Here is a 21,028-nt window from a genome sequence, read left to right as displayed (position 1 = left end):
GAGGAGTGGTTCATGAAGCTGGGTTACCACGTCGGTTACTGGTCTTCCGGTCCGCCGCAGGGTGCGCTGGAGGCGATCACCGAAGCGGACCGGCTCGGCTTCGACTCGGTGTGGAGCGCCGAGGCCTACGGATCCGACGCGTTCACGCCACTGGCCTGGTGGGGCGCGGCCACCGAACGGGTGAAGCTGGGCACCAACATCGTGCAGATGTCCGCGCGCACGCCGACCGCGACCGCGATGAGCGCGCTGACCATGGACCACCTCTCCGGCGGCCGGTTCGTGCTCGGCCTCGGCGCGTCCGGTCCGCAGGTGGTGGAGGGCTGGTACGGGCAGCCGTACCCGAAGCCGCTGGCGCGCACCCGCGAGTACGTGGAGATCGTGCGGCGGGTGCTGGCGCGCGAGGAACCGGTCACCTTCGACGGCGAGTTCTACCAGTTGCCACACCCCGGTGGCGCGAAGCTGGGCAAGCCGCTCAAGTCGACCGTGCACCCGTACCGCAAGGACCTGCCGATCTACCTGGCCGCCGAGGGCCCGAAGAACGTGGCCCTCTCGGCCGAGATCTGCGACGGCTGGCTGCCGTTGTTCTTCTCGCCGAAGAGCGACCCGTTTTATCGCGCCGCGCTGGAAGAGGGCTTCGCGCGACCCGGTGCGCGGCGCAGCTTCGCCGACTTCGAGGTGCCCGCGTCCGCGCCGGTGATCGTGCACGACGACGTCGAGGAGGCGGCCGCGCTGATCAAGCCGTCGCTCGCGCTCTACATCGGCGGCATGGGCGCCAAGGACGCGAACTTCCACCACGACGTCTTCGTGCGCATGGGCTACGAGGAGGTGGCGGGCGAGGTGCAGGAGCTGTACCTGTCCGGCCGCAAGCAGGACGCCACCGCCGCGATCCCGACCGCGCTGGTGGACGACATCTCGCTGATCGGCCCGCCGTCGAGGATCCGCGAGAAGCTGGCGGAGTGGGACAAGACGGTGGTCACCACGCTACTGGTGCGCGGGGACGCGGCGTCGCTGCGCAAGATCGCGGACGTGGTGTCGTAGCTCGGCAGCTCTTGGCAGGGTGAGGCCGGTCACGTAGCCTCCTCGTTGAACGTGAAGCCCATTCATGTTCGAGCTGGTTCAACGAGGAGGCGGCATGCCGGTCAGCCGGAGGCAGGTCCTGGCGGGTGCCGCCGCGGTTCCCCTGGTGGCGGGCGCGCTCGGCGCGAGCGCGGCGCGGGCGGCGAGCGGCGGTTACCGGATCGGCATCGGTATTGCCGACGTCACCGGCCCGGCCGCGGAGAACGGCATGATGGGGTACTCCATGCCGCAGCAGCAGACCGCGGGCATCCACCAGCGCACCCGCGCGCGGGCCTACGTCATCGACGACGGCACGAAGCGGATCGCCTTTGTCAACGCCGATCTCGGCGCCATCTTCCAGTCGGTGCACCAGGCCGTGCTCGCCGAACTCGCCAAGGCGTACGGGAATCTGTACACCGACCAGAACGTGCTGCTCAACGCCACGCACACGCACGCCGGCTGTGGCGGCTATTCGCACTACGCTGCCTACAACCTGTCGATCCTCGGCTTCCAGGAACAGACCTTCGACGCCGTGGTCGACGGCATCGTCGAAGCGATCAAGGCCGCCCACGAGGACCTGCGGCCCGGCACGATCAGCCTCGGCCGCGGCGAGCTGACCGACGCCAGTGCCAACCGCTCGCGCACCGCCTTCGAGCTGAACCCCGCCGCGGACAAGGCTTTCTTCCCGCTGTCCATCGATCCGGCGATGACCGTGCTGCGGCTGACGCAGCAGGGGCGCGACACCGGCGCGATCTGCTGGTTCGCCACCCACGGCACCTCGATGACCAACGGCAACAAGCTGATCAGCGGCGACAACAAGGGGTACGCCGCCTATCACTGGGAGCACGACCAAGCCGGGGTGCGTTACCTCGACGGCAAACCGGGCTTCGTGGCCAGCTTTCCGCAGACCAATTCCGGGGACATGTCGCCGAACCTCAACCTGAAGCCGGGTTCCGGCCCGACCGAGGACGAGTTCGAGAACACCAGGATCATCGGGGAACGCCAGTACCGGGCGGCACGGCGAGCCTACGACGCCGGCACTCCGGTCAGTGGATCCATCGACTTCCGGATGTCCTTCGTGGACATGTCCAAAGTGGACGTTGACGGCCGGTTCACCCCGGACGGCACGCCGCGGCGCACCTGCACCGCGGCGATCGGCGCCTCGATGCTGGCGGGCAGCACCGAGGACGGCCCGGGACTGCCGCTTCCCGAAGGCATTCGCAACCCGTTCATCGACGCGCTCGGCGGCATGGACGCGCCGGTGCCGAAGGAACTGGCCGACGCGCAGGCGCCGAAGGTGGTCGCGGTGCCGTTCGGCGCGATGAAGCCGTACCCGTGGGCGCCGGAGGTGCTGCCGCTGCAACTGGTCCGCATCGGCTCCCTGTACCTGGTCGCCGGGCCCGCCGAGTTCACCATCGTGGCCGGGCTGCGGTTGCGCCGCACGGTCGCCGCCGAACTCGGGGTGCCGCTGGAGAACGTGCTGGTGCAGGGCTACGCCAACGCCTACAGCCAGTACGTGACCACGCCGGAGGAGTACGACTCGCAGCAGTACGAGGGCGCGTCCACCCTGTTCGGCCGCTACACCCTGCCCGCCTACCAGCAGGAGTTCGCGCGGCTGGCCGCCGCGATGCGCGCGGGGAAGCCGGTCGAGCCCGGGCCGCGGCCGCGGGACCTGACGGACAAGCAGCTGAACTTCCAGCCGGGCGTGGTCTTCGACAGCGCACCGCTGTTCAAGGCCTTCGGCGACGTGCTGACCGAGGCGAAGAGCACCTACCGGCGTGGCGAGCAGGTGCTGGTGGAGTTCGTCACCGGGCACCCGAAGAACAACCTGCGCCGGGGCGGCACCTTCCTGGAGGTGCAGCGCCTCGTCGACGGCTCGTGGGTGCGTCACGCCGACGACGGCGACTGGGCGACGAAGTACCGCTGGGCCCGTACCGTGCTCGGCGAGTCGAAGGCGGTGCTCACCTGGGACATCCCGGCGAACGCCGCCCCCGGCAAGTACCGCCTGGTCCACCACGGCGACTGGAAGCACGGCGTCACCGGCGCGATCACCCCCTTCAGCGGCACGTCACGGGCGTTCGTGGTGGCCTGATCACCCCGCGATGCCCAAAAGCGACCTGTCCACGGATACAGTCAGCGCCGTGCTCCCGCTCAAGACACGGCTCGGATATTCGGTCGGCTCGTTCGTCACCGGCGCCTTCGGCACCGTGCCGGGGCTGTTGCTGCTGCCCTACCTGACCGACACCATGGCCGTGCCGGGCGCGATCGCCGGCGCCATCGTGCTGGTGCCCAAGGCGTGGGACGTGCTGTTCAACCCGGTGGCCGGCCGCATCTCCGACGCCCGCCTGGCCAAGTCGGGCAGCCGCGTCAAGTTCCTGCTCTTCGGCGGCATCGGCGTCGCCGTGTTGTTCGCCGCGTTGTTCGCGCACCCCGGCTTCGGGAAGACCTGGCTCGACGCCGGCTACGTGGTGGCCGTGTTCTTCCTGTGCGCCACCGCGTTCGCCTTCTTCCAGGTGCCGTTCAACGCGCTGCCCGCCGAGCTGACCCCCGGTTACGAGGAACGCACCCGGCTCAACAGCTGGCGCATCAGCGTGCTGGCGCTGGCCATCCTGGTCTCCGGCGGTGGCGCGCCCGCCATCGTGGAGATCTTCGGCGGGGTGCCCGGCTACCAGGCGATGGGCGTCGCGATCGGGCTGGTCATTCTCGGCGGCACGCTCGGGGTGTACTTCAGCATCCGCAACGCCCCGGTGGCGAAGGTCCGCCAGCCCACCACCAGCTGGCGCGAACTGCTCGCCACCATGCGGGCCTGGCGGGCGTTCCGCTGGCTGCTCGGGGTCTACTTCGTCCAGTCGCTGGGCATCGGCACGCTGCTCGCCGGGGTCAGCTACCTGGCCAGGCACGTGCTCGGCGACCCCGGCCTGCAGACCTTTCTCTTCGCCGGGTTCGTCGGTCCCGCGCTGCTGGTGATGCCGTTGTGCATGGCACTGGGACGGCGCTGGGGCAAGGTCACCGGGCTGCGGATCTTCACCGTGATCTTCACGATCGCCCTGCTCGGGCTGCTGGCCGCGCGGGTGCTGCCGACCCCGCTGTTCTTCGTCTTCGTCGCGCTGGCGGGCATCGGTTACGCGGGCATCCAGGTGTTCCCGCTGGCGATCCTGCCCGACCTGATCTCCGCGGAGGAGGAACGCACCGGTGCCACCCGCGCCGGAGTGGCCGCCGGGGTGTGGACCGCGGGTGAGACGCTCGGCCTGGCGCTGGGCCCCGGCCTGTTCGGCCTGATCCTGCAGCTCGGCGGTTATGTGTCCTCTGTGGACGCGGCGGCGGCGCAACCGGAGAGCGCGGTCACCGCGGTGCTCCTGGGCTTCTCGCTGCTGCCCGCGATCCTGGTGGCGATCGCCCTGCCGCTGCTGCGCAAGTCGATCCTGGAACCGGGCCGATGAACCCCGCCGAGGAGGTGCTCGCCGAACTCCGGGCACTGCGCGCGGCGGACCTGCCCACGCACGGCGCCCGCACGCTGGCCTACGTCTACGACAGCGGACTGTCCGGAGTGGACGAACTGGCCGCCGAAGCGCATGCGCTGGCCGCGCACGCCAACGGGCTCGACCCGACCGCCTTCCCCAGCCTGCTGCGCCTGGAGAACGATCTGGTGGCGGCGACCGCCGAGCTGGCCGGCGGTACCGCCGACACGGTCGGCGCGGTGACCTCCGGCGGCACCGAATCCTGCCTGCTGGCGGTACTCGCCGCGCGGACCGGCGCACCGGACGTGCGTGAACCGACGATGGTGCTGCCCGAAACCGCGCACGCCGCGTTCCACAAGGCCGCGCACTTCTTCGGTGTGCGCGCGGTTTCGGTGCCGGTCGACCCGGTGACCTTCCGCGCCGATCCGGCCGCGATGACGGCGGCGATGGACGAGCACACCGTGCTGGTGGTGGCCAGCGCGCCGTCCTACGCACACGGTGTGCTCGACCCGATCGCCGAGATCGCCGCGGCCGCTTCGGCCAGGGGCATCCGGATGCACGTCGACGCCTGCATCGGCGGCTGGGTACTGCCACACCTCGGCGTCGGGCCGTTCGGCTTCGACGTGCCGGGCGTGACCAGCGTTTCGGTCGACCTGCACAAGTACGCCTACTGCCCCAAGGGCGTCTCGGTTCTGCTGCACGCCAACGCGGAACTGCGCCGCGGGCACTACTTCGCCAGCGCCGACTGGCCCGGTTACACGATGCTCAACACCACCGTGCAGTCCACTCGCTCGGGCGGTCCGCTGGCGTCGGCGTGGGCCGTGGTGCGGTACATCGGCGCCGAGCGCTACCGGCGGCTGGCGCTCGACGCGCGGGCGGCGGCCGAGGAGATCGCCGCCGGGATCGACAAGATCGGCGGCCTGCGTGTGCTCGGCACACCGGATTCGACGCTGGTGGCGCTCGCCCTGGACGGCACGCCCGGCTTCGACCTGTTCACCGTGGCCGACGAGATGTCGGCGCGGAACTGGTACGTCCAGCCGCAGTTCGCGCACGGGGTATCCCCGGCGAACCTGCACCTGACCCTGTCGGCGGCGAACCGGGGCCACGAGCGCGACTTTCTGGCCGATCTCGAAGCGGCGGTCGGCGCGGCGCGCGCGGCCGGGCCGGTCTCGGTGGATCCGCAGGTGCTCGGCTTCATCGCCGCACTGGATCCCGCGCAGCTGACTTCCGAGCAGTTCGCCGGGCTGCTCGCGGCGGCCGGACTCGGTGACGCCGATGGGCTGCCGACCCGGATGGCCGAGGTCAACACCCTGCTCGCGGCCGCTCCGGCGCGCCTGCGGGAGCGCCTGCTGCTCGAATTCCTGGGCCAGTTGCACGAATGAGCTTGACCTCCAGCATGGTCGAGGTCCCAGGATCGTCACCATGATGGAGATCGGGGTGATCCTGCCGTCGGTGTCGGCGCAGCTCGAACAGGGGCTCGACCTGCGCACGGCGGCGCGGCACGCGGAGGCGACCGGGCTGGACGGGGTCTGGATGGGCGACCACCTGGTCACCGGCATGTCCACTTTGGACACCGTGGCCGGGCTGGCCACCGCCGCCGCGGTCACCGAGCGGGTGCGGATCGGCACCAGTGTGTTCGTGCCCGCGATCCGCCCGCTGGCCTGGGCGGTCAAGCAGGTGGCCAGCCTGCAGCACCTCTCCGGCGGCCGACTCGTCCTGGGGGTCGGGTCGGGCGGCGGGGCGGCGCAGTGGGCGGCGGCCGGGGTGCCGTACGCCGAGCGCGGCAGGCGCACCGATCTCGCCCTGGAACTGCTGCCGGAGTTGCTGGCGGGCAAGCCGGTGCGGTTCGAGCACGAACCGGGGGCGCCGGTGGTCCAGCTGGCGCCCGCGGTGCGGTCACCGCTGATCTGGGTGGGCAACGATTCGGCGGTGGCCAGGCGGCGGGCGGCGCGCTTCGGGGACGGCTGGTTCCCCTCGCTCATCCCGGTGGACGAGGTGATCCGCGGCCGGGGGCAGCTGGCCGAGCTGGCGGGGGAGTACGAGCGGCCGCTGCCGACGGTGACCGTGGGCGGGGTGGTCTCCTTCGGCGGCACCTCGGCCGCCGATCTCGCCGAGCAGATCGCCGGTGGGTACGGCATGGCGCTCGAGCGGGCGCGGCGGGTGCCGATCACCGGCACACCGGACGACGCGGCCGACCGGTTCGCCGAGTACGCCGCCGCCGGGGTGGACCACCTCGTGCTGGGCATCGGCGGCGGCGACTGGCGGGAGCAGGTGGACCGGCTGGCCCAGGCACGCGTGCTTCTGGGGTGACCCGATCGGGTTCACGCGGAGCGCGCGGGCCGTCGCGCGGTGTTAGCGTGGCCCGCGAATCCGGAAGGAGCCGATCATGACCACCGCACACGCCGAACACACCGGCCACGACCACCGGCACGGTGAGGGCTGCGGACATGTCGCGGTGCCCCACGGCGAGCACGTCGACTACGTCCACGACGGACACCTCCACCGCGCGCACGACGGCCACTACGACGAGTGCGAGCCCGCTTCGCACGTCGAGCACGACGCGCACCCGCACCAGCACGGTGAGGGCTGCGGCCACGTCGCCGTCCCGCACGGTGACCACGTCGACTACCTGCACGACGGCCACCGCCACGCCGCGCACCAGTCCCACTACGACGAGCACTGACGTACCGGCGCTGTCGATGTCAGCGCCGTGGCTGCCCGGTGTCAGCGCGCCCGGCGATCGTTCTCGGCATGAACACGACAGCGAACACGGCAAACGGTCACTTCGTCGAAGAGGGATGGGGCAAGGTCGCCGACACCTTCCGCGCGAACTTCGCGGAGGACGGCGAGGTCGGCGCGGCGTGCAGCGTCTACGCGGGCGGCCGTCTGGTGGTCGACCTGTGGGACGGCCTCGCCGACCGCGAGGCCGGCCGGCCGTGGGACCGGAACACCGTCGCCCAGGTGGCGTCCACGACCAAGGGTGCCACCGCGATCTGCGCGCACCTGCTGGCCCAGCGCGGCGAACTGGACCTGGACGCCCCGGTGGCCCGGTACTGGCCGGAGTTCGGCGCGGGAGGCAAGGAGCAGATCCCGGTGCGCTGGCTGCTCTCGCACCAGGCCGGGCTGCCGATCGTCGACGGCCCGCTGACCTTCGAGGAAGCCTGCGCGTGGGACCCGGTCATCCGGGCCCTCGAGGCGCAGAAACCCTTGTGGGAGCCGGGAACCGAGCACGTCTACCACAGCGTCACCTACGGCTTCCTGGTCGGTGAGGTGGTGCGCCGGATCTCCGGCAAGTCGCTCGGCACGTTCTTCGCCGACGAGGTCGCCGGACCGCTCGGCCTGAGCGCCTGGATCGGCCTGCCCGAGCAGCACGAGGAGCGGGTGGCCGGGATCCACTACGCCGCCCCGTTCAGCCTGGACGAGCTGCTCGCCGGGATGATCGCGCTGACCGGGCTCGACGCGGACACGGTCACCGCGTGGATCAACGCCGTGTGGGGCGCGGACTCGGTGCAGGCCAAGGCCGGCGAACTCGGTGGCGCACTGGACAACACCTCCGACTACTTCACCACGCGGGCCTGGCGGGCGGCGGAGTTCCCGGCCGCCAATATGGTCGCTGACGCGCACTCGGTGGCCCGCATGTACGCCGCCACGGTGAGCGAGGTCGACGGGATCCGGCTGCTGGAGCCGGAGACGGTCGAGCGGATGACCGAGGTGCACACCGACAGGACGCGGATGCACGGGCTGCCGGCGGAACTGGACATCCCGGCCGACCGCTCCTTCTACATGTCGCTCGGGTTCCACCGGTCCTGCACGCCGATGCCGATGGTCGGGCCGGGTTCGTTCGGCCACCCCGGTTCCGGCGGGTCGATCGGGTTCGCCGACCCCGAGGCCGGTGTCGGCTTCGGCTACGTCACGAACCTGTGGAACTTCCGGCCCGACGACCCGCGCGCGGCGAGCCTGGCCAAGGCCGTGCGCGCCAGCCTCGGCTGACCCGGAGCGTGCGGCGGGTGCCCCGGCACCCGCCGCACGCGTTCCCCGCTCAGCGCCCTTGCGCCGGGTAGGGGAGCAGGGCCATCTCGCGGGCGTTCTTGATCGCGGTGGCCACCTGCCGTTGTTGCCGCGGCGTAAGACCGGTCACCCGGCGCGCGCGGATCTTGCCGCGGTCGGAGATGAACTTCCGCAGCAGCGCGGTGTCCTTCCAGTCCACTTCGGACACCTTCTCGGCGGCGAGCAGGTTCCGCCGCTTCTTCGGTTCGCGCTTCACGGCACTCACCAGCTCGACTTCGAAACGCCGGGCAGCTCACCGTTGTGCGCCATCTGCCGGAACCGGACGCGGGACAGGCCGAACTTCCGCAGGTGCCCCCGCGGCCTGCCGTCGGCGACGTCCCGGTTGCGCAGGCGCGTCGGGCTCGCGTCGCGGGGCATCGCCTGCAGTGCCGAGACGGCCGCCGCCTTGGCCTCCGGGGAGGAAGCCGGGGAGCGCACGATCTCCTTCAGCTCGGCTCGCCGTTCCGCGTACCGGGCGACGACCACCCGCCGCTGCGCGTCACGCGCGATCTTCGACTTCTTCGCCATCAGCGGTCCTCCTTGAACTCGACGTGGCGGCGGGCCACCGGGTCGTACTTGCGCAGCACCAGCCGGTCCGGGTCGTTGCGGCGGTTCTTCCTGGTGACGTAGGTGAATCCGGTCCCCGCGGTCGACCGCAGCTTCACGATCGGCCGGATCTCGTTGCGCGCCATCAGATCTTCTCCCCGCGTGCGCGCAGGGAGGCGACCACCGCGTCGATCCCGCGCTTGTCGATGGTCTTCATGCCCTTGACCGAGACCCGCAGCCGGACCCACCGGCCCTCGCTCGGCACCCAGTACCGCCGCGACTGCAGGTTCGGGTCCCAGCGCCGCGAAGTCCGCTTGTGCGAATGCGAGACCTGCTTGCCGAACCCGGGCCGCCGCCCGGTGACCTGGCACACAGCCGACACCTGTCCTCCTCAATTGGTATTGATAGTCATTTTCAACTACAGTACACACCCGTGACCGAAGACCTCCGCATTCCCCTCACCCTGATCGGCGGCCTGGCGCCCGGAGCCGGCGCCGCGCTGGCCGACCGCCTCCGCGCCGGCGAGCCCGGCACCGCGGTGGTGCACCACAACCTGCGCCGCATCCACGAGGGCGTGGTCACCCGGCGTCTCCAGCTCGGCGGGCGAGACCAGCTCACCGTGCTGGAGCTGGCCCACGGCTGCGTTTCGTGCACCCTGCGCCAGGACCTGCTGCCGCTGCTGCGCAAGCTGTCCCGGCTGCCCGAGGTCCGGCGCATCGTGGTCCGCCTCGACGAGGCGATGGAGCCGGAACCGGTGTGCTGGGCGCTCGAGCACACCCTGGTCGGCGACCGCCCGGTACTCGACGACGTCCGGGTCGAGGCGGTGGCCGCCGTGCTCGACCGCGCCACCTGGCTCACCGACGTCACCGGCGACGACACGCTCGACGAACGCGGGTTGCAAGCCAGCCCCGAGGACGAGCGCACGCTGGCCCAGGTCGGCATCGCCCAGGTCGAGTTCGCCGACGTGCTGGTACTCGACGGGGACGCGCCCGACGCCTGGACCGCCGCCAAGACCGCCGCGGTGCTCGACCGGCTGGCCCCGGCCGCGGTCCGCCTCGAACTGACCACCACCACCGAAGTCCGTGACGCGGTGCCCGCGGGCGCCCGGCGCGGTGAGGTCACCGACATGCACGGCCCGCTGCTCACTGGTGAACCGCCGCTGGCCGAGGACTGCGGTATCGCGCTGCTGACCTACTCCCGCACCCGGCCGTTCCACCCGGAACGCCTCCACGACGCCATCGACGTGCTGCTCGACGGCGTGGTGCGCACCCGCGGCCGGGTGTGGGTGGCGAGCCAGCCGTCGATGGCGCTCTGGGTCGAGTCCGCGGGGGGCGGACTCGGCATCGGGCACGCCGGGCACTGGCTCGCCGCCGACGACGGTCCGGAGTGGACGGACGTGAGCCCGGAGCGCCGGACGCTGGCTTCCCTGCGCTGGGATCCGGAGTTCGGTGACCGGGCGCAGGAACTGGTGGTGCTCACCCACCAGGCCACGCCGGAGGAGGTGGCGGCGGCGCTCGACGCGGCGCTGCTCACCGACGCCGAACTCGCCGCCGGGCCGGAAGCGTGGTCGCGCTACCCGGACCCGTTCGGTGAATGGCACGAAGAACCCTGCGACGACAACGACGACGAAAAGCCCTCGGGACACGAGATCTCGGCGGCCGACCGGAAGGACGAACAGCGATGAAACCGGGTATCCACCCCGACTACCACCCGGTGGTGTTCAAGGACACCGCCACCGGCGAGGCCTTTCTCACCCGGTCCACGATGACGTCGGAGAAATCCGTCGAATGGGCCGACGGGAACACCTATCCTCTGGTCTTGGTGGACATCAGCTCCGCCTCCCACCCGTTCTGGACCGGCGCCCGCCGCATCATGGACACCGCGGGCCAGGTCGAGAAGTTCCATCGCCGCTACGGACAGCGAAAGGGCGGTAAGTGATGGCCGTGCCCAAGCGAAAGACCTCGCGCAGCAACACCCGGCACCGCCGGGCGCAGTGGAAGGCCACCACGCCGGACCTGGTGCCCATCGTGGTCGACGGGCAGCGGCAGCTGGTCCCGCGCCGCCTGATCGGCCACTTCCAGCGGATCGCCCGATGAATCCCGAGTTCGCCGGCGGCGTGTTCAGCGCCGCCGGCGCCGAGTTCGCGGACTGGTACGCGCGGTTGTGGCGGCCGCTCGGTGAACTGACCGTGGCGGTCACCCGGCCCGCGCCCGGCGACCGCGTGCTCGACGCCTGCTGCGGCTCGGGTGCTTCGGCGGTGCCCGCCGCGCTCGCGGTCGGCCCGTCCGGGCACGTCGACGCGGTGGACGCCGCCGAGGGCCTGCTCGCCCAGGGACGCGTCGCCGCGCGGGGGCTCGCCCAGCTCGCCTTCACCCAGCACGACGTGCTGACCTGGGCCGCCGAGCCGTACGACCTGGTCCAGTGCGTATACGGGGTGTTCTTCTTCCCGGACATGGACGCCGGGGCGCGGCGGCTGATCAGCCTGCTCCGCCCCGGCGGCCGGTTCGCGGTGACCACCTGGCGCCGTGGCGGCATGGCCAGGATCGTGCCGATCGGGCAGGCCGCGGCAGCGACCGAGCGGCCGGAACTGGCCGAGTCCGTCGACCGGGTCGGCGCGCAGGCCCGGATCGACACGCCGGAGAAGCTGACCACCTGGCTGACCGGGCTGGGCCTGACCGACGTCACCGTCGAGGAGGTCGAGTTCGTGCAGCCGCTGCACCCCGACGACGCGTGGAAGCTGTACCTCGGCGCGGCCATGCGCGCGTTCCTCATCGGACTGGACGAACCGGCGGTCGCGCGGGTCAGGGAGCGCTTCACGGCCGGGCTCGCCGAAGCGGGCGTGACCTCGCTCGACTGCGGTTCACTGATCGCGGTGGGCCGCGTCCCCGCGTGAGATGCTGGGTCGGTGACCGACCCAGAACCCGATCCCGAGCTGCTCGAACTGTGGGCCAAGGTCTTCGGCTTCGCCAGGACCGGCAGCACCGCCGAGCTGGCGGCCTATGTGGACGCCGGAATCCCGGCGAACCTGACCAATGACCGTGGGGACACCCTGGTCATGCTCGCCGCCTACCACGGTCACGCGGCCACCGTCACCGCGCTGCTCGAACGCGGGGCCGACCCCGATCGGACCAACGACCGCGGCCAGAGCCCGCTGGCCGGTGCGGTGTTCAAGGCCGAGCCCGAGGTGGTGAAGGCGCTGCTGGCCGGCGGGGCCGATCCGGACGCCGGGCAGCCGTCCGCGCTGGAGACCGCGCGCATGTTCGGCAACGACGAAATGCTCACACTCCTGCGGCCCTGAGCGCGCTGCCGCGCGTGCGGCCAGGCATGCTTCTACGCATGCCAGAAGATCCCCACTATCTGTCCGGCCTCGACCTCTCCGGTAAGCGGGTGGTGGTGGTCGGCGGTGGCATGGTCGCCCAGCGGCGGCTGCCGCGCCTGGTCGGCGCCGGCGCCGCGGTCGAGGTGATCGCACCGCACGTCACCCCTTCGGTCGAGGCCATGGCCGAGATCGGTGAGCTGCGCTGGCACCGGCGCGCCTACGCCGACGGCGACCTCACCGACGCCTGGTACGCCCTGGCCTGCACCGACCTGCCCGAGGTCAACGCCGCGGTCTGCGCGGAGGCCGAGCGCGCGCGGGTGTTCTGCGTCCGCGCCGACGCCGGTACCGAGGGCAGCGCGGTCACCCCGGCCTCCGGGCGGCACGGGGGAGTGCTGGTGGGCGTGCTCTCCGGCGGCGAGCCGCTGCGCTCGGCCGCGGTCCGCGACTCCATCCTGGACGGTCTGCGCGCGGGCACGGTGGCCGCCGAGTACCGCACGCCCGGCGACGAACTGCCCGGCGTGGCGCTGGTCGGCGGCGGCCCCGGCGACCCGGAGCTGATCACCGTGCGCGGCAGGCGCCTGCTCGCCCGCGCCGACGTGGTGGTGGTCGACCGGCTCGGCCCGCGCGAGCTGCTCGACGAGCTGGCCCCCGAGGTCGAGGTGATCGACGCGGCGAAGATCCCGTACGGCCGGGCGGCCAGCCAGGACGTGATCAACGCCACGCTGATCGAGCACGCCAAGGCGGGCAAGTTCGTGGTCCGCCTCAAGGGTGGCGACCCGTACGTGTTCGGCCGCGGCTTCGAGGAGGTGCTCGCCTGCGCCGACGCGGGCATCCCGGTCACCGTGGTCCCCGGCATCACCAGCGCCTTCGCCGTGCCCGCGGTGGCCGACGTGCCGGTGACCCACCGCGGGGTCACCCACGAGGTGGTGGTCGTCTCCGGGCACGTGCCGCCCGGCCACCCGCAGTCGCTGACCGACTGGTCCGCGCTGGCCCGGCTGCGCGGCACGATCGTGCTGATGATGGGCGTCGAGCGGCTGGCGAAGTTCGCCGGCGCGCTGCTCGACGGCGGCCGTCCCGGCGACACCCCGGTGGCCGTCATCGAGGACGGCACCATGCGCACCCAGCGGGTCCTGCGGTCCACTTTGGACAGCGTGGCCGAGGCCGCGGCCGAGGCGGGCGTGCGCCCGCCCGCGATCATCGTGATCGGGCCGGTTGCGGGCCTAGCTAACGAATGAGGTGTCCAGGAAGTCCAGCACGGCGTCGGTGAGCCTGCCCGGGTCCATCCGGAACTCGATCGGGCTGCGTGCCTGGATGAACCGCGCGTCCGGCAGGTCGGCGGCGAGCGTGTCGGCGTCGCCGAAGGGGTGGATCGGGTCGCGCTGGTGGCCGATCACCAGCGTGGGCACCTTGATCCGGCGCCGCACCGACTTCGGCGGCGCGATCCGGCCGAACAGCACGCCGTGCAGCAGCGCGGCCATCCCGGCGGGCTGCTGGTCGAGCGTGTCGGTGACCACGTCCACCCACTGGTTGCCGTGCGGCACCAGCCCGGCCACCGCGGCCACCCCGCGCACGGTCACCGGCACGAACCTGGCCGCGAACAGCAGCGGGGCGAAAGTGAGCAGCCCGGCCACGATCGCGTTGTCCAGCACCGGCATCTCGGCGATCAGCGAGTGCGTCCGCTCCGGCGCGGACACCGCCACCTCGAGCGAGACGTTCGCGCCCAGCGAGGTGCCGCCGACCACCGCGCGGTCCACCTCGAGGTGGTCGAGCAGCGCCACGGTCTGCTCGGCGAAGGCGGGCATGGAGTACAGCCAGGATTCGGTCGGCCGCGCGGACTCGCCGTGCCCGAGCAGGTCGAGGGTGACCACCCGGTAGCCCTCGGCCGCCAGCCGCCTGGCCAGCGGCGCGTGCATCCGGCGGGTGAACATGATGCCGTGGGTGAGCACCACCACCCGGTCGCCGTCGCCGTACTCGGTGTAGGCCAGCCGGTGCCCCTCGTGCACGAACGACCCCGCCAGCTCGATCGGCCGGGTGGCCCGCCTTGGCTCGGCCGGCTCGTCCAGTACCACCGCCGCGTTGTCCGCGCTCATCGCCGTCACCATCCCTCCGCCATCAGGCCCGCACCCGTCAAGCAAACCATCTACCGGGTCGGGTTGGCATCCCGCCAACCAGTCACCGGCCGGTCGCTGGCACCGGCCCGTACTCATGAGTAATGATGGCGGCCATGACCGACCGTGCATTAGACGCGCTGCCCGATCTCGTTTCGCTCAAGGTGGACCACTCCGGCCACGTCGCCGAGGTGACCCTGCTCGGGCCGGGCAAGGGCAACGCGATGGGCCCCGACTTCTGGCGTGAGCTGCCGCTGGTGTTCAACGCCATCGACGCCGACCCCGAGATCAGGGCGGTGGTGCTGACCGGCAGCGGCAAGCACTTCTCCTACGGCCTCGACCTGCCCGCGATGATGCCGACCTGGGCCCCGCTGCTGGCCGGGGACGCGCTGGCCAAGCCGCGCACCGCCTTCCTCGACGAGATCCGCGTGCTGCAGGACAGCGTCACCTCGGTGGCCCGCTGCCGGAAGCCGGTGATCGCCGCGGTGGCCGGCTGGTGCATCGGCGGTGGCGTGGACGTGATCAGCGCCGCCGACGTCCGGCTGGCCAGCGCCGACGCCAAGTTCAGCGTGCGTGAGGTCAAGGTGGCCATCGTCGCCGACCTCGGCAGCCTGCAGCGCCTGGCCACCATCGTCGGCGAGGGGCATCTGCGCGAGCTGGCGCTGACCGGCAAGGACATCGACGCCGCGCGGGCCGAGCGGATCGGCCTGGTCAACGACGTCTACCCGGACCAGGACGCGGTGCTGGCCGCCGCGCGCGAACTCGCCGGGGAAATCGCTGCGAACCCGCCGCTGGTGGTGCAGGGTACGAAGGACGTGCTCTCGGTGAACACCGAGCGGCAGGTCGCCGACGGCCTGCGGTACGTGTCCACCTGGAACGCCGCGTTCCTGCCGAGCAAGGACCTCGCGGAGGCGGCGCAGGCGTTCCTGGAGCGGCGCGCGCCGAGCTTCGGCGGGGAATAGCGGATTCGAGGGCATTCGAGGGCAGGAGTGACCAAGGTGGGCAACGAGGCTTCCCAGCGGTTCCGGAACGCGCGGGACTACCTGCTCGCGCACCGGGAGGACTACGCGACCGCGAACGCCGGGTTCGCCTGGCCGGAGTTCGGCGAGTTCAACTGGGCGCTGGACTGGTTCGACGAGATCGCCCGCGATCCGGCCAACGCCGAGCGGTACGCGCTCTGGATCGTGGAAGAGGACGGCACCGAGAACCGCTGGACCTTCCCGGAGATGGCGCGCCGCTCGGACCAGGTGGCGAACTGGCTGCGCGGGCTCGGCGTGCGCCGCGGCGACCGGCTGATCCTGATGCTGGGCAACCAGGGCGAGCTGTGGGAGACCATTCTCGCCGCGATCAAGCTGGGCGCGGTGATCATCCCGGCCTCCACCCTGCTCGGCGCGGCCGACCTGCGCGACCGCGTGGACCGGGGTGGGGCGAAGCACGTGGTGGTCCGCTCGGCCGACGTCGAGAAGTTCGCGGATGTGCCGGGGGAGTACACGCGTGTCGTCGTCGGGAACACCGCGGGGGAGGCGGCCGACGGCTGGCACGAATTCGCCTCCGCGTATGCCGAATCCGCCGAGTTCACCCCGGACGGGGTCACCCGCGCGGACGACGAACTGCTGCTGTACTTCACCTCCGGCACCACCGCGCAGCCGAAGCTGGTGCGGCACACCCAGATCTCCTACCCGGTGGGCCATCTGTCCACTATGTACTGGATCGGCCTGGAGCCGGGGGACGTGCACCTGAACATCTCCTCACCCGGCTGGGCGAAGCACGCCTGGAGCAACGTGTTCGCGCCGTGGAACGCCGAGGCGACGGTGTTCCTGTACAACTACACGCGCTTCGACGCGGTGGCGCTGATGGCGCAGATGGACCGCTGCGGCATCACCAGCTTCTGCGCCCCGCCGACGGTGTGGCGCATGCTCATCCAGGCCGACCTGGGGGCGCTGAAGACCCCGCCGCGCAAGGTGGTCGGGGCCGGGGAGCCGCTCAACCCGGAGGTGATCGAGCAGGTCCGCAAGTCGTGGGGAGTGACCATCCGCGACGGCTTCGGGCAGACCGAGAGCAGCGTGCAGATCGCGAACACCCCTGGGCAGGAGGTGCGGCCGGGTTCGATGGGTCGTCCGCTGCCGGGGTTCGCGGTGGCGCTGGTCGACCCGGTCACCGGCGAGCGCGCCACCGAGGGCGAGATCTGCCTGGACCTGGCGAAGCGGCCGGTCGGCTTGATGACCGGATACGCCGACGACGCCGAGCGCACCGCCACGGCCTTCGCCGACGGTTACTACCACACCGGTGACGTCGGCTCGATCGACGAAGACGGCTACATCACCTACGTGGGCCGCACCGACGACGTGTTCAAGGCCTCGGACTACCGGATCTCGCCGTTCGAGCTGGAAAGCGTGCTGATCGAGCACCCGGCGGTGGCCGAGGCCGCGGTGGTGCCCGCGCCGGATCCGATCCGGCTGGCCGTGCCCAAGGCGTACGTGGTGCTGGCGGGCGGGCACGAGCCGAGCGCGGACACCGCGCTGGCGATCCTGGCCTACTGCCGCGAGCACCTGGCCCCGTACAAGCGGATCCGGCGGCTGGAGTTCACCGAACTGCCGAAGACGATCTCCGGCAAGATCCGCCGGGTCGAGCTGCGCGGGCGCGAGAACGAGACCAGCGAGCGCCCGGCCGGTGAGTTCCGCGAGGAGGACTTCCCGACGCTCAAGGGTTCCTGAGCCTCATTCGAGCGGCGCGACGGCGGCGAGCACGGTCCGGTCCTGCTTGCCGCACGTCGTGCCGCCCTGCGCGGTGGGCGCGCCGGAAACGCAGAGCCAGCCGTCCACCGTCTCGCTGACCGGCTCCTGTGAACCGGCCGGTTGCCTGCCCGCGATCGCCTGGTGGAACCGCTCGACCACCGACCGGGCTTCGGCGCACGGCACGCCGGACTCGACCTCGTCCAGCACCTCCAGGGTGAATCCGCTGGCCGCGGTGACCGTGCCGCAGCCCTGTTCGGGCGTGGCCCGCTCCGGCGCCGGTGGTCGCGTGGTGGTGGGCGCCGGTACCGGCGGGGTGGTCAGCGGCATGGACGTGTCGTTGGTGGTGGGCGCGACGACGACTTCCGTGCTGGGCATGGGCGGCGCGGCGACCGGCTCCGGCTCCGCCGAACACGCGCCGAGCACGGCGAGCCCGGCGGCGCCGAGAAGGCGTACGGTGGTGGTGGCGGTCAAGAGCGGCCCCTTCCGCGAGCAGCGTGCGCGCGCCATTGTCGCCGAGGCCGCCGCGTGGGACGGTACCGACACGCCCGACCGTGTCCTATGTGGACGGTAACGGACGGTGATTCCGTCCCAGCAGATGGAAAACCGGGTGAAAGATCGCGCGAGCCGTTAACGAACGGCCGTTGCCGACCGACAGGTATGTGGAGGGCCACCGCGAACCCCGAGCGGTGCGTCCGACGATCACCCGGCCCCGAGCGCAGAAGTATGAGAGCGATGGAAAACGCAGAATCCCCGGCAGAACCCGGAACAACCAGGTCCCAGTCCACCTCCACGCGGACGCCGCCGACCGCGCCGTGCACCGTGGTGTGGAGCCTGGGACGCCCGTACGTGCTGGAGAACAACGCGCGCTGGGTCGGCACCGACCGGCGCGGCCGCCCGCAGGTGCTCACCCGGGCGGAACTGCAACGCCGCGGCTGGAGCTACCGCCGCGCGGGCTGACCCGCACGCTGGCTGACTCCCACGCTGGCTGACCCGCACGCGGACCGGCCGGGCCCTTCACCAGCCCGGCCCTTCCGCAGCCCGGCCTTTCACCAGTCCGGCTCCCGCCCGCCGCGACCAGCCGCCCCACCCGGCGCGCTGGCCGGTAAGCCTTTCGGTACTGAACCTTCACCTGTTGTGGCTTGGCCGGTCGCCCTGTGAGCTTTGTTGCGTCGAGTACCAACCGTGCGAACGGCGGGTGTCCGGGCACCGCCGGGATCGTCGAGCCGATCGACCGGGTGGTCCGGCGGATGCCTAGGCTGAGCGGGTGAGCGAGCCCCCATCGGCGACCAGGCCGGAACCCTCTCTGGCCCGGCAGGCACTGAACGCGCCGAACCTGCTGTCCATTCTCCGGCTCGCCGGTGTCCCGGTGTTCCTGTGGCTGCTGCTCGGCCCGGAAGAGGACGGCTGGGCGCTGGCGGTACTGGCCTTCGGCGGCTTCACCGACTGGCTCGACGGCAAACTGGCCCGCTGGCTCGACCAGACCAGCAGGCTGGGCCAGCTGCTCGACCCCGCCGCCGACCGGCTCTACATCATCGCCACGCTGGTCGCCTTCCTGCTGCGCGACATCGTGCCGTGGTGGGTGGTGGCGCCGCTGGTGCTGCGCGAACTCGTCGTCGGCGTCTGCATCCTGGTGCTGCGGCGGCACAACTACGCCCCGCCCGAGGTCACCTACATCGGCAAGGGCGCCACCTTCGTGCTGATGTACGCCTTCCCCTTCCTCCTGCTCACCCAGGGCGGCTCCGACCTGGCCGCGGTCGCCCGCCCGATCGCCTACGCCTTCACCACCTGGGGCGGCGTGCTGTACCTGTGGTCCGGCGCGCTCTACGTGCTCCAGACCGTGCGGGCGATATCGCCCGGCCGGGGTGCCACGACCGTCGTCTGAATGACAGACTTGCCCACCTCGACCGGTGGTGAGGAAAGGGGAACGGCGTTGTCCACTCCGGAGGAACTGCGCTACACCGAGGAGCACGAGTGGGTCGCCGCGCACGGTGACGGCGCGGTGCGCGTCGGCATCACCGAGTACGCCCAGGACCAGCTCGGTGACGTCGTCTTCGTCGACCTGCCGGAACCGGGGCTGACGGTGACCGCCGGGGAGAGCTTCGGCGAGGTCGAGTCCACCAAGAGCGTGTCCGAGCTGTTCGCCCCGCTGGACGGCGAGGTGGTCGCGGTCAACGACGCGGTCGCCGACTCGCCCGAGCTGATCAACAGCGACCCCTACGGCGAGGGCTGGCTGATCGAGCTGAAGCTGACCGGCTCGGCCACCCCGGACAGCCTGCTCGACGCCGAGGCCTACCAGCGCCTGACCCAGGGCTGAGCCCCGCGCCCGCGCGCGCGGCCGGTTGGGGGAGCCCACCACCGGCCGAATCGATCAGGCACGGTACGTTGGGCTGCACACGTTTCGAAGAAAACCTTTCAGTGCGTAAGGAGAGCTCAGGTGAGCACGAACGACGGGCCCGGCGTTCCCCCGGAGCAGTCTCCGGAGCGGACCTCCGTCTTCCGGGCCGACTTCCTCGCCGAGGTCGAGGGACAGGAAGCCCAGGCGCCGGAGCCACCGGTCGCGGGCATCGACGCACTGCCGGCCGGATCGGCCCTGCTGGTCGTCAAGCGCGGCCCCAACGCCGGCTCGCGCTTCCTGCTCGACCGCGACACCACCAGCGCCGGCCGCCACCCGGACAGCGACATCTTCCTCGACGACGTGACGGTGTCGCGCCGGCACGCGGAGTTCCGCCGCGAGGGCGGGGAGTTCGTGGTGATCGACGTGGGCAGCCTCAACGGCACCTACGTCAACCGCGAGCCGGTCGACCAGGCCGTGCTCGCCGGCGGTGACGAGGTCCAGATCGGCAAGTTCCGCCTCGTCTTCCTGACCGGCCCGGGCCACGGGGGCCAGGGGGCGCGGTGACGGCTGCCGGGCGGCAACCCCGGGATGGCCTGAGCATCGGGGCGGTGCTGGCGCAGCTGCGCGGCGACTTCCCCGATGTGACCATCTCCAAGATCCGGTTCCTCGAGTCCGAGGGACTGGTGCAGCCTGGCCGGACGCCGTCCGGGTACCGGCAGTTCGCCGCGGCGGACGTCGAGCGGCTGCGCTTCGTGCTGTCCGCGCAGCGCGACCACTACCTTCCGCTGAAGGTGATCAAGGAGCAGCTTGACGCCGCCGATCGCGGGGCCGAGGCGCCGGTCCCGGCGCTGCGGCCGCCGCGCAAGCTGGTCTCGCTCGGCACCGGCGCGGGGGAGCGCGGCCTGCCCGCGCCAGAGGACTTCGAGCCGGCGCGCCCGGTGCGGCTGACCCAGGAGGAACTGCTCGCGCAGTCCGGGATCGACGCGGCGATGCTGGCCGAACTCCAGCAGTACGGCCTGGTCCGGCCCGGCGCGGCCGGTTTTTTCGACCCCGACGCGGTACTGGTGGCCAAAACGGTGCGGGCGATGACCGAGTACGGCATCGAACCCCGGCATCTGCGGGCATTCCGGGCATCGGCGGACCGGGAGGTCGGCCTACTGGAGCAAATTGTTACGCCGGTCTACCGGCAGCGCGACGCGGGCGCGAAGGCCCGTGCCGACGAGGTGGTGCGCGAGCTGGCGGCACTGTCGGTCGCCCTGCACACGCTGCTGGTCAAAGCGGGTATCCGCGGGGTGACCGGCGGTTAGCCCGGCCAGCCGGGAATGATCTTGGACCGGGCCGCGTTGAGCATCGCGCGGAGGTGTCCGGACGGCCCGGCGCCGAATCCGTTGCTGAACGCGGGGACCCCGATGCCGTACGGTTGG

General features: G+C 71.6%; 26 protein-coding genes. 20 read left to right on the top strand and 6 right to left on the bottom strand.

Features of this window, described 5'->3' with window-relative positions:
- Positions 1-12: 12 nt before the first annotated feature.
- From YIM_RS27700 to YIM_RS27670, 7 genes are all read left to right on the top strand, one after another.
- Positions 13-1,038 carry an LLM class F420-dependent oxidoreductase gene (locus YIM_RS27700; protein WP_153033117.1) on the top strand — a complete coding sequence of 342 codons (1,026 nt, stop codon included), beginning with the start codon at positions 13-15 and terminating at the stop codon, positions 1,036-1,038.
- Between the two features lie 94 nt (positions 1,039-1,132).
- On the top strand, positions 1,133-3,148 hold the full coding sequence (locus YIM_RS27695) for a neutral/alkaline ceramidase (protein WP_153033116.1): 2,016 nt from the start codon (positions 1,133-1,135) through the stop codon (positions 3,146-3,148).
- Between the two features lie 10 nt (positions 3,149-3,158).
- Entirely contained in the window at positions 3,159-4,496 is a 1,338-nt protein-coding gene (locus YIM_RS27690; protein WP_153033115.1) for an MFS transporter, read from the top strand.
- The gene (locus tag YIM_RS27685; RefSeq protein ID WP_153033114.1) at positions 4,493-5,896 is read left to right on the top strand and encodes an aminotransferase class V-fold PLP-dependent enzyme; all 1,404 of its coding nucleotides are present in this window, start codon (positions 4,493-4,495) and stop codon (positions 5,894-5,896) included. The genes YIM_RS27690 and YIM_RS27685 overlap by 4 nt, the downstream gene beginning before the upstream one ends.
- A gap of 40 nt (positions 5,897-5,936) precedes the next feature.
- The gene (locus YIM_RS27680; RefSeq protein ID WP_228004054.1) at positions 5,937-6,824 is read left to right on the top strand and encodes an LLM class flavin-dependent oxidoreductase; all 888 of its coding nucleotides are present in this window, start codon (positions 5,937-5,939) and stop codon (positions 6,822-6,824) included.
- 76 nt (positions 6,825-6,900) lie between these two features.
- Complete coding sequence (locus YIM_RS27675; protein ID WP_153033113.1) at positions 6,901-7,197, top strand: hypothetical protein; 297 nt, start codon at positions 6,901-6,903, stop codon at positions 7,195-7,197.
- Positions 7,198-7,265: 68 nt separating this feature from the next.
- Positions 7,266-8,504 (top strand): serine hydrolase, encoded by a 1,239-nt coding sequence (locus tag YIM_RS27670; RefSeq protein WP_153033112.1) that lies wholly within the window; start codon positions 7,266-7,268, stop codon positions 8,502-8,504.
- A gap of 49 nt (positions 8,505-8,553) precedes the next feature.
- Here the strand turns inward: YIM_RS27670 and rpsR are convergent, their stop codons facing one another.
- Genes rpsR through rpmB form a run of 4 tightly spaced genes read right to left on the bottom strand, consistent with a single transcriptional unit; the run spans position 8,554 to position 9,489 of the window.
- Positions 8,554-8,787: a 30S ribosomal protein S18 gene (gene rpsR / locus YIM_RS27665; RefSeq protein WP_153033111.1), complete on the bottom strand. Its 234-nt coding sequence runs from the start codon at positions 8,785-8,787 to the stop codon at positions 8,554-8,556.
- On the bottom strand, positions 8,784-9,089 hold the full coding sequence (gene rpsN / locus YIM_RS27660) for a 30S ribosomal protein S14 (RefSeq protein ID WP_153033110.1): 306 nt from the start codon (positions 9,087-9,089) through the stop codon (positions 8,784-8,786). Before rpsN ends, rpsR begins: the two co-directional genes overlap by 4 nt.
- Entirely contained in the window at positions 9,089-9,253 is a 165-nt protein-coding gene (rpmG, locus tag YIM_RS27655) for a 50S ribosomal protein L33 (RefSeq protein WP_153033109.1), read from the bottom strand. Before rpmG ends, rpsN begins: the two co-directional genes overlap by 1 nt.
- Positions 9,253-9,489: a 50S ribosomal protein L28 gene (gene rpmB, locus YIM_RS27650; protein ID WP_153033108.1), complete on the bottom strand. Its 237-nt coding sequence runs from the start codon at positions 9,487-9,489 to the stop codon at positions 9,253-9,255. The genes rpmG and rpmB overlap by 1 nt, the downstream gene beginning before the upstream one ends.
- Positions 9,490-9,540: 51 nt before the next feature.
- On the opposite strand from rpmB, the gene mrf reads away from it, so the two are divergent.
- From mrf to cobA, 6 genes are read left to right on the top strand one after another with little or no spacing between them, the layout of a single operon-like run.
- Entirely contained in the window at positions 9,541-10,791 is a 1,251-nt protein-coding gene (gene mrf / locus YIM_RS27645) for a ribosome hibernation factor-recruiting GTPase MRF (protein ID WP_194239772.1), read from the top strand.
- The gene (locus YIM_RS27640; protein ID WP_153033106.1) at positions 10,788-11,045 is read left to right on the top strand and encodes a type B 50S ribosomal protein L31; all 258 of its coding nucleotides are present in this window, start codon (positions 10,788-10,790) and stop codon (positions 11,043-11,045) included. The genes mrf and YIM_RS27640 overlap by 4 nt, the downstream gene beginning before the upstream one ends.
- Positions 11,045-11,203 (top strand): 50S ribosomal protein L32, encoded by a 159-nt coding sequence (gene rpmF, locus YIM_RS27635; protein WP_153033105.1) that lies wholly within the window; start codon positions 11,045-11,047, stop codon positions 11,201-11,203. Before YIM_RS27640 ends, rpmF begins: the two co-directional genes overlap by 1 nt.
- Positions 11,200-12,000, top strand: a complete 801-nt coding sequence (locus tag YIM_RS27630) for a class I SAM-dependent methyltransferase (RefSeq protein WP_153033104.1) — start codon at positions 11,200-11,202, stop codon at positions 11,998-12,000. The genes rpmF and YIM_RS27630 overlap by 4 nt, the downstream gene beginning before the upstream one ends.
- A 12-nt stretch (positions 12,001-12,012) precedes the next feature.
- Positions 12,013-12,405, top strand: a complete 393-nt coding sequence (locus YIM_RS27625) for an ankyrin repeat domain-containing protein (protein ID WP_153033103.1) — start codon at positions 12,013-12,015, stop codon at positions 12,403-12,405.
- A 38-nt stretch (positions 12,406-12,443) separates the two neighbouring features.
- Complete coding sequence (cobA, locus tag YIM_RS27620; RefSeq protein ID WP_153033102.1) at positions 12,444-13,661, top strand: uroporphyrinogen-III C-methyltransferase; 1,218 nt, start codon at positions 12,444-12,446, stop codon at positions 13,659-13,661.
- On the opposite strand, the gene YIM_RS27615 is transcribed toward cobA, so the two are convergent.
- Positions 13,647-14,516, bottom strand: a complete 870-nt coding sequence (locus tag YIM_RS27615) for an alpha/beta fold hydrolase (RefSeq protein ID WP_153033101.1) — start codon at positions 14,514-14,516, stop codon at positions 13,647-13,649. The two genes, cobA and YIM_RS27615, sit on opposite strands and share 15 nt — an antisense overlap.
- A 134-nt stretch (positions 14,517-14,650) precedes the next feature.
- Between YIM_RS27615 and YIM_RS27610 the strand changes: the two genes are divergently transcribed.
- Both YIM_RS27610 and YIM_RS27605 read left to right on the top strand, forming a co-directional pair.
- Positions 14,651-15,496, top strand: coding sequence for a crotonase/enoyl-CoA hydratase family protein (locus tag YIM_RS27610; protein ID WP_153033100.1), 846 nt, complete (start codon positions 14,651-14,653; stop codon positions 15,494-15,496).
- Between the two features lie 36 nt (positions 15,497-15,532).
- Positions 15,533-17,248 carry an AMP-binding protein gene (locus YIM_RS27605; protein ID WP_153033099.1) on the top strand — a complete coding sequence of 572 codons (1,716 nt, stop codon included), beginning with the start codon at positions 15,533-15,535 and terminating at the stop codon, positions 17,246-17,248.
- Positions 17,249-17,251: 3 nt separating this feature from the next.
- Here YIM_RS27605 and YIM_RS49360 read toward each other — a convergent pair whose 3' ends face one another.
- Complete coding sequence (locus YIM_RS49360) at positions 17,252-17,740, bottom strand: hypothetical protein (protein ID WP_228004053.1); 489 nt, start codon at positions 17,738-17,740, stop codon at positions 17,252-17,254.
- Positions 17,741-18,001: 261 nt separating this feature from the next.
- Between YIM_RS49360 and YIM_RS27595 the strand changes: the two genes are divergently transcribed.
- From YIM_RS27595 to YIM_RS27575, 5 genes are all read left to right on the top strand, one after another.
- Complete coding sequence (locus tag YIM_RS27595; RefSeq protein ID WP_153033098.1) at positions 18,002-18,226, top strand: hypothetical protein; 225 nt, start codon at positions 18,002-18,004, stop codon at positions 18,224-18,226.
- A 307-nt stretch (positions 18,227-18,533) separates the two neighbouring features.
- Positions 18,534-19,151, top strand: coding sequence for a CDP-alcohol phosphatidyltransferase family protein (locus YIM_RS27590; RefSeq protein WP_153033097.1), 618 nt, complete (start codon positions 18,534-18,536; stop codon positions 19,149-19,151).
- 48 nt (positions 19,152-19,199) lie between these two features.
- The gene (gcvH, locus tag YIM_RS27585) at positions 19,200-19,583 is read left to right on the top strand and encodes a glycine cleavage system protein GcvH (protein WP_153037292.1); all 384 of its coding nucleotides are present in this window, start codon (positions 19,200-19,202) and stop codon (positions 19,581-19,583) included.
- A 120-nt stretch (positions 19,584-19,703) separates the two neighbouring features.
- The gene (garA, locus tag YIM_RS27580) at positions 19,704-20,168 is read left to right on the top strand and encodes a glycogen accumulation regulator GarA (RefSeq protein ID WP_113692303.1); all 465 of its coding nucleotides are present in this window, start codon (positions 19,704-19,706) and stop codon (positions 20,166-20,168) included.
- The gene (locus YIM_RS27575) at positions 20,165-20,911 is read left to right on the top strand and encodes a MerR family transcriptional regulator (RefSeq protein WP_194239770.1); all 747 of its coding nucleotides are present in this window, start codon (positions 20,165-20,167) and stop codon (positions 20,909-20,911) included. The genes garA and YIM_RS27575 overlap by 4 nt, the downstream gene beginning before the upstream one ends.
- Positions 20,912-21,028 lie beyond the last annotated feature (117 nt).

The sequence above is a fragment of the Amycolatopsis sp. YIM 10 genome, from assembly GCF_009429145.1.
Taxonomy (GTDB): domain Bacteria; phylum Actinomycetota; class Actinomycetes; order Mycobacteriales; family Pseudonocardiaceae; genus Amycolatopsis.
The sequence above is the reverse complement of the archived record's forward strand: the minus strand, read 5'-3'. Positions and strand labels throughout refer to the sequence as shown.

Coding starts and splice junctions, on each gene's coding strand:
- YIM_RS27700 (WP_153033117.1), top strand. CDS start 13: ATGAAGCTGGGTTACCACGTCGGTTACTGGTCTTCCGGTCCGCCGCAG.
- YIM_RS27695 (WP_153033116.1), top strand. CDS start 1,133: ATGCCGGTCAGCCGGAGGCAGGTCCTGGCGGGTGCCGCCGCGGTTCCC.
- YIM_RS27690 (WP_153033115.1), top strand. CDS start 3,159: ATGCCCAAAAGCGACCTGTCCACGGATACAGTCAGCGCCGTGCTCCCG.
- YIM_RS27685 (WP_153033114.1), top strand. CDS start 4,493: ATGAACCCCGCCGAGGAGGTGCTCGCCGAACTCCGGGCACTGCGCGCG.
- YIM_RS27680 (WP_228004054.1), top strand. CDS start 5,937: ATGATGGAGATCGGGGTGATCCTGCCGTCGGTGTCGGCGCAGCTCGAA.
- YIM_RS27675 (WP_153033113.1), top strand. CDS start 6,901: ATGACCACCGCACACGCCGAACACACCGGCCACGACCACCGGCACGGT.
- YIM_RS27670 (WP_153033112.1), top strand. CDS start 7,266: ATGAACACGACAGCGAACACGGCAAACGGTCACTTCGTCGAAGAGGGA.
- rpsN (WP_153033110.1), bottom strand. CDS start 9,089: ATGGCGAAGAAGTCGAAGATCGCGCGTGACGCGCAGCGGCGGGTGGTC.
- rpmG (WP_153033109.1), bottom strand. CDS start 9,253: ATGGCGCGCAACGAGATCCGGCCGATCGTGAAGCTGCGGTCGACCGCG.
- YIM_RS27640 (WP_153033106.1), top strand. CDS start 10,788: ATGAAACCGGGTATCCACCCCGACTACCACCCGGTGGTGTTCAAGGAC.
- rpmF (WP_153033105.1), top strand. CDS start 11,045: ATGGCCGTGCCCAAGCGAAAGACCTCGCGCAGCAACACCCGGCACCGC.
- YIM_RS27630 (WP_153033104.1), top strand. CDS start 11,200: ATGAATCCCGAGTTCGCCGGCGGCGTGTTCAGCGCCGCCGGCGCCGAG.
- cobA (WP_153033102.1), top strand. CDS start 12,444: ATGCCAGAAGATCCCCACTATCTGTCCGGCCTCGACCTCTCCGGTAAG.
- YIM_RS27615 (WP_153033101.1), bottom strand. CDS start 14,516: ATGAGCGCGGACAACGCGGCGGTGGTACTGGACGAGCCGGCCGAGCCA.
- YIM_RS27610 (WP_153033100.1), top strand. CDS start 14,651: ATGACCGACCGTGCATTAGACGCGCTGCCCGATCTCGTTTCGCTCAAG.
- YIM_RS27595 (WP_153033098.1), top strand. CDS start 18,002: ATGGAAAACGCAGAATCCCCGGCAGAACCCGGAACAACCAGGTCCCAG.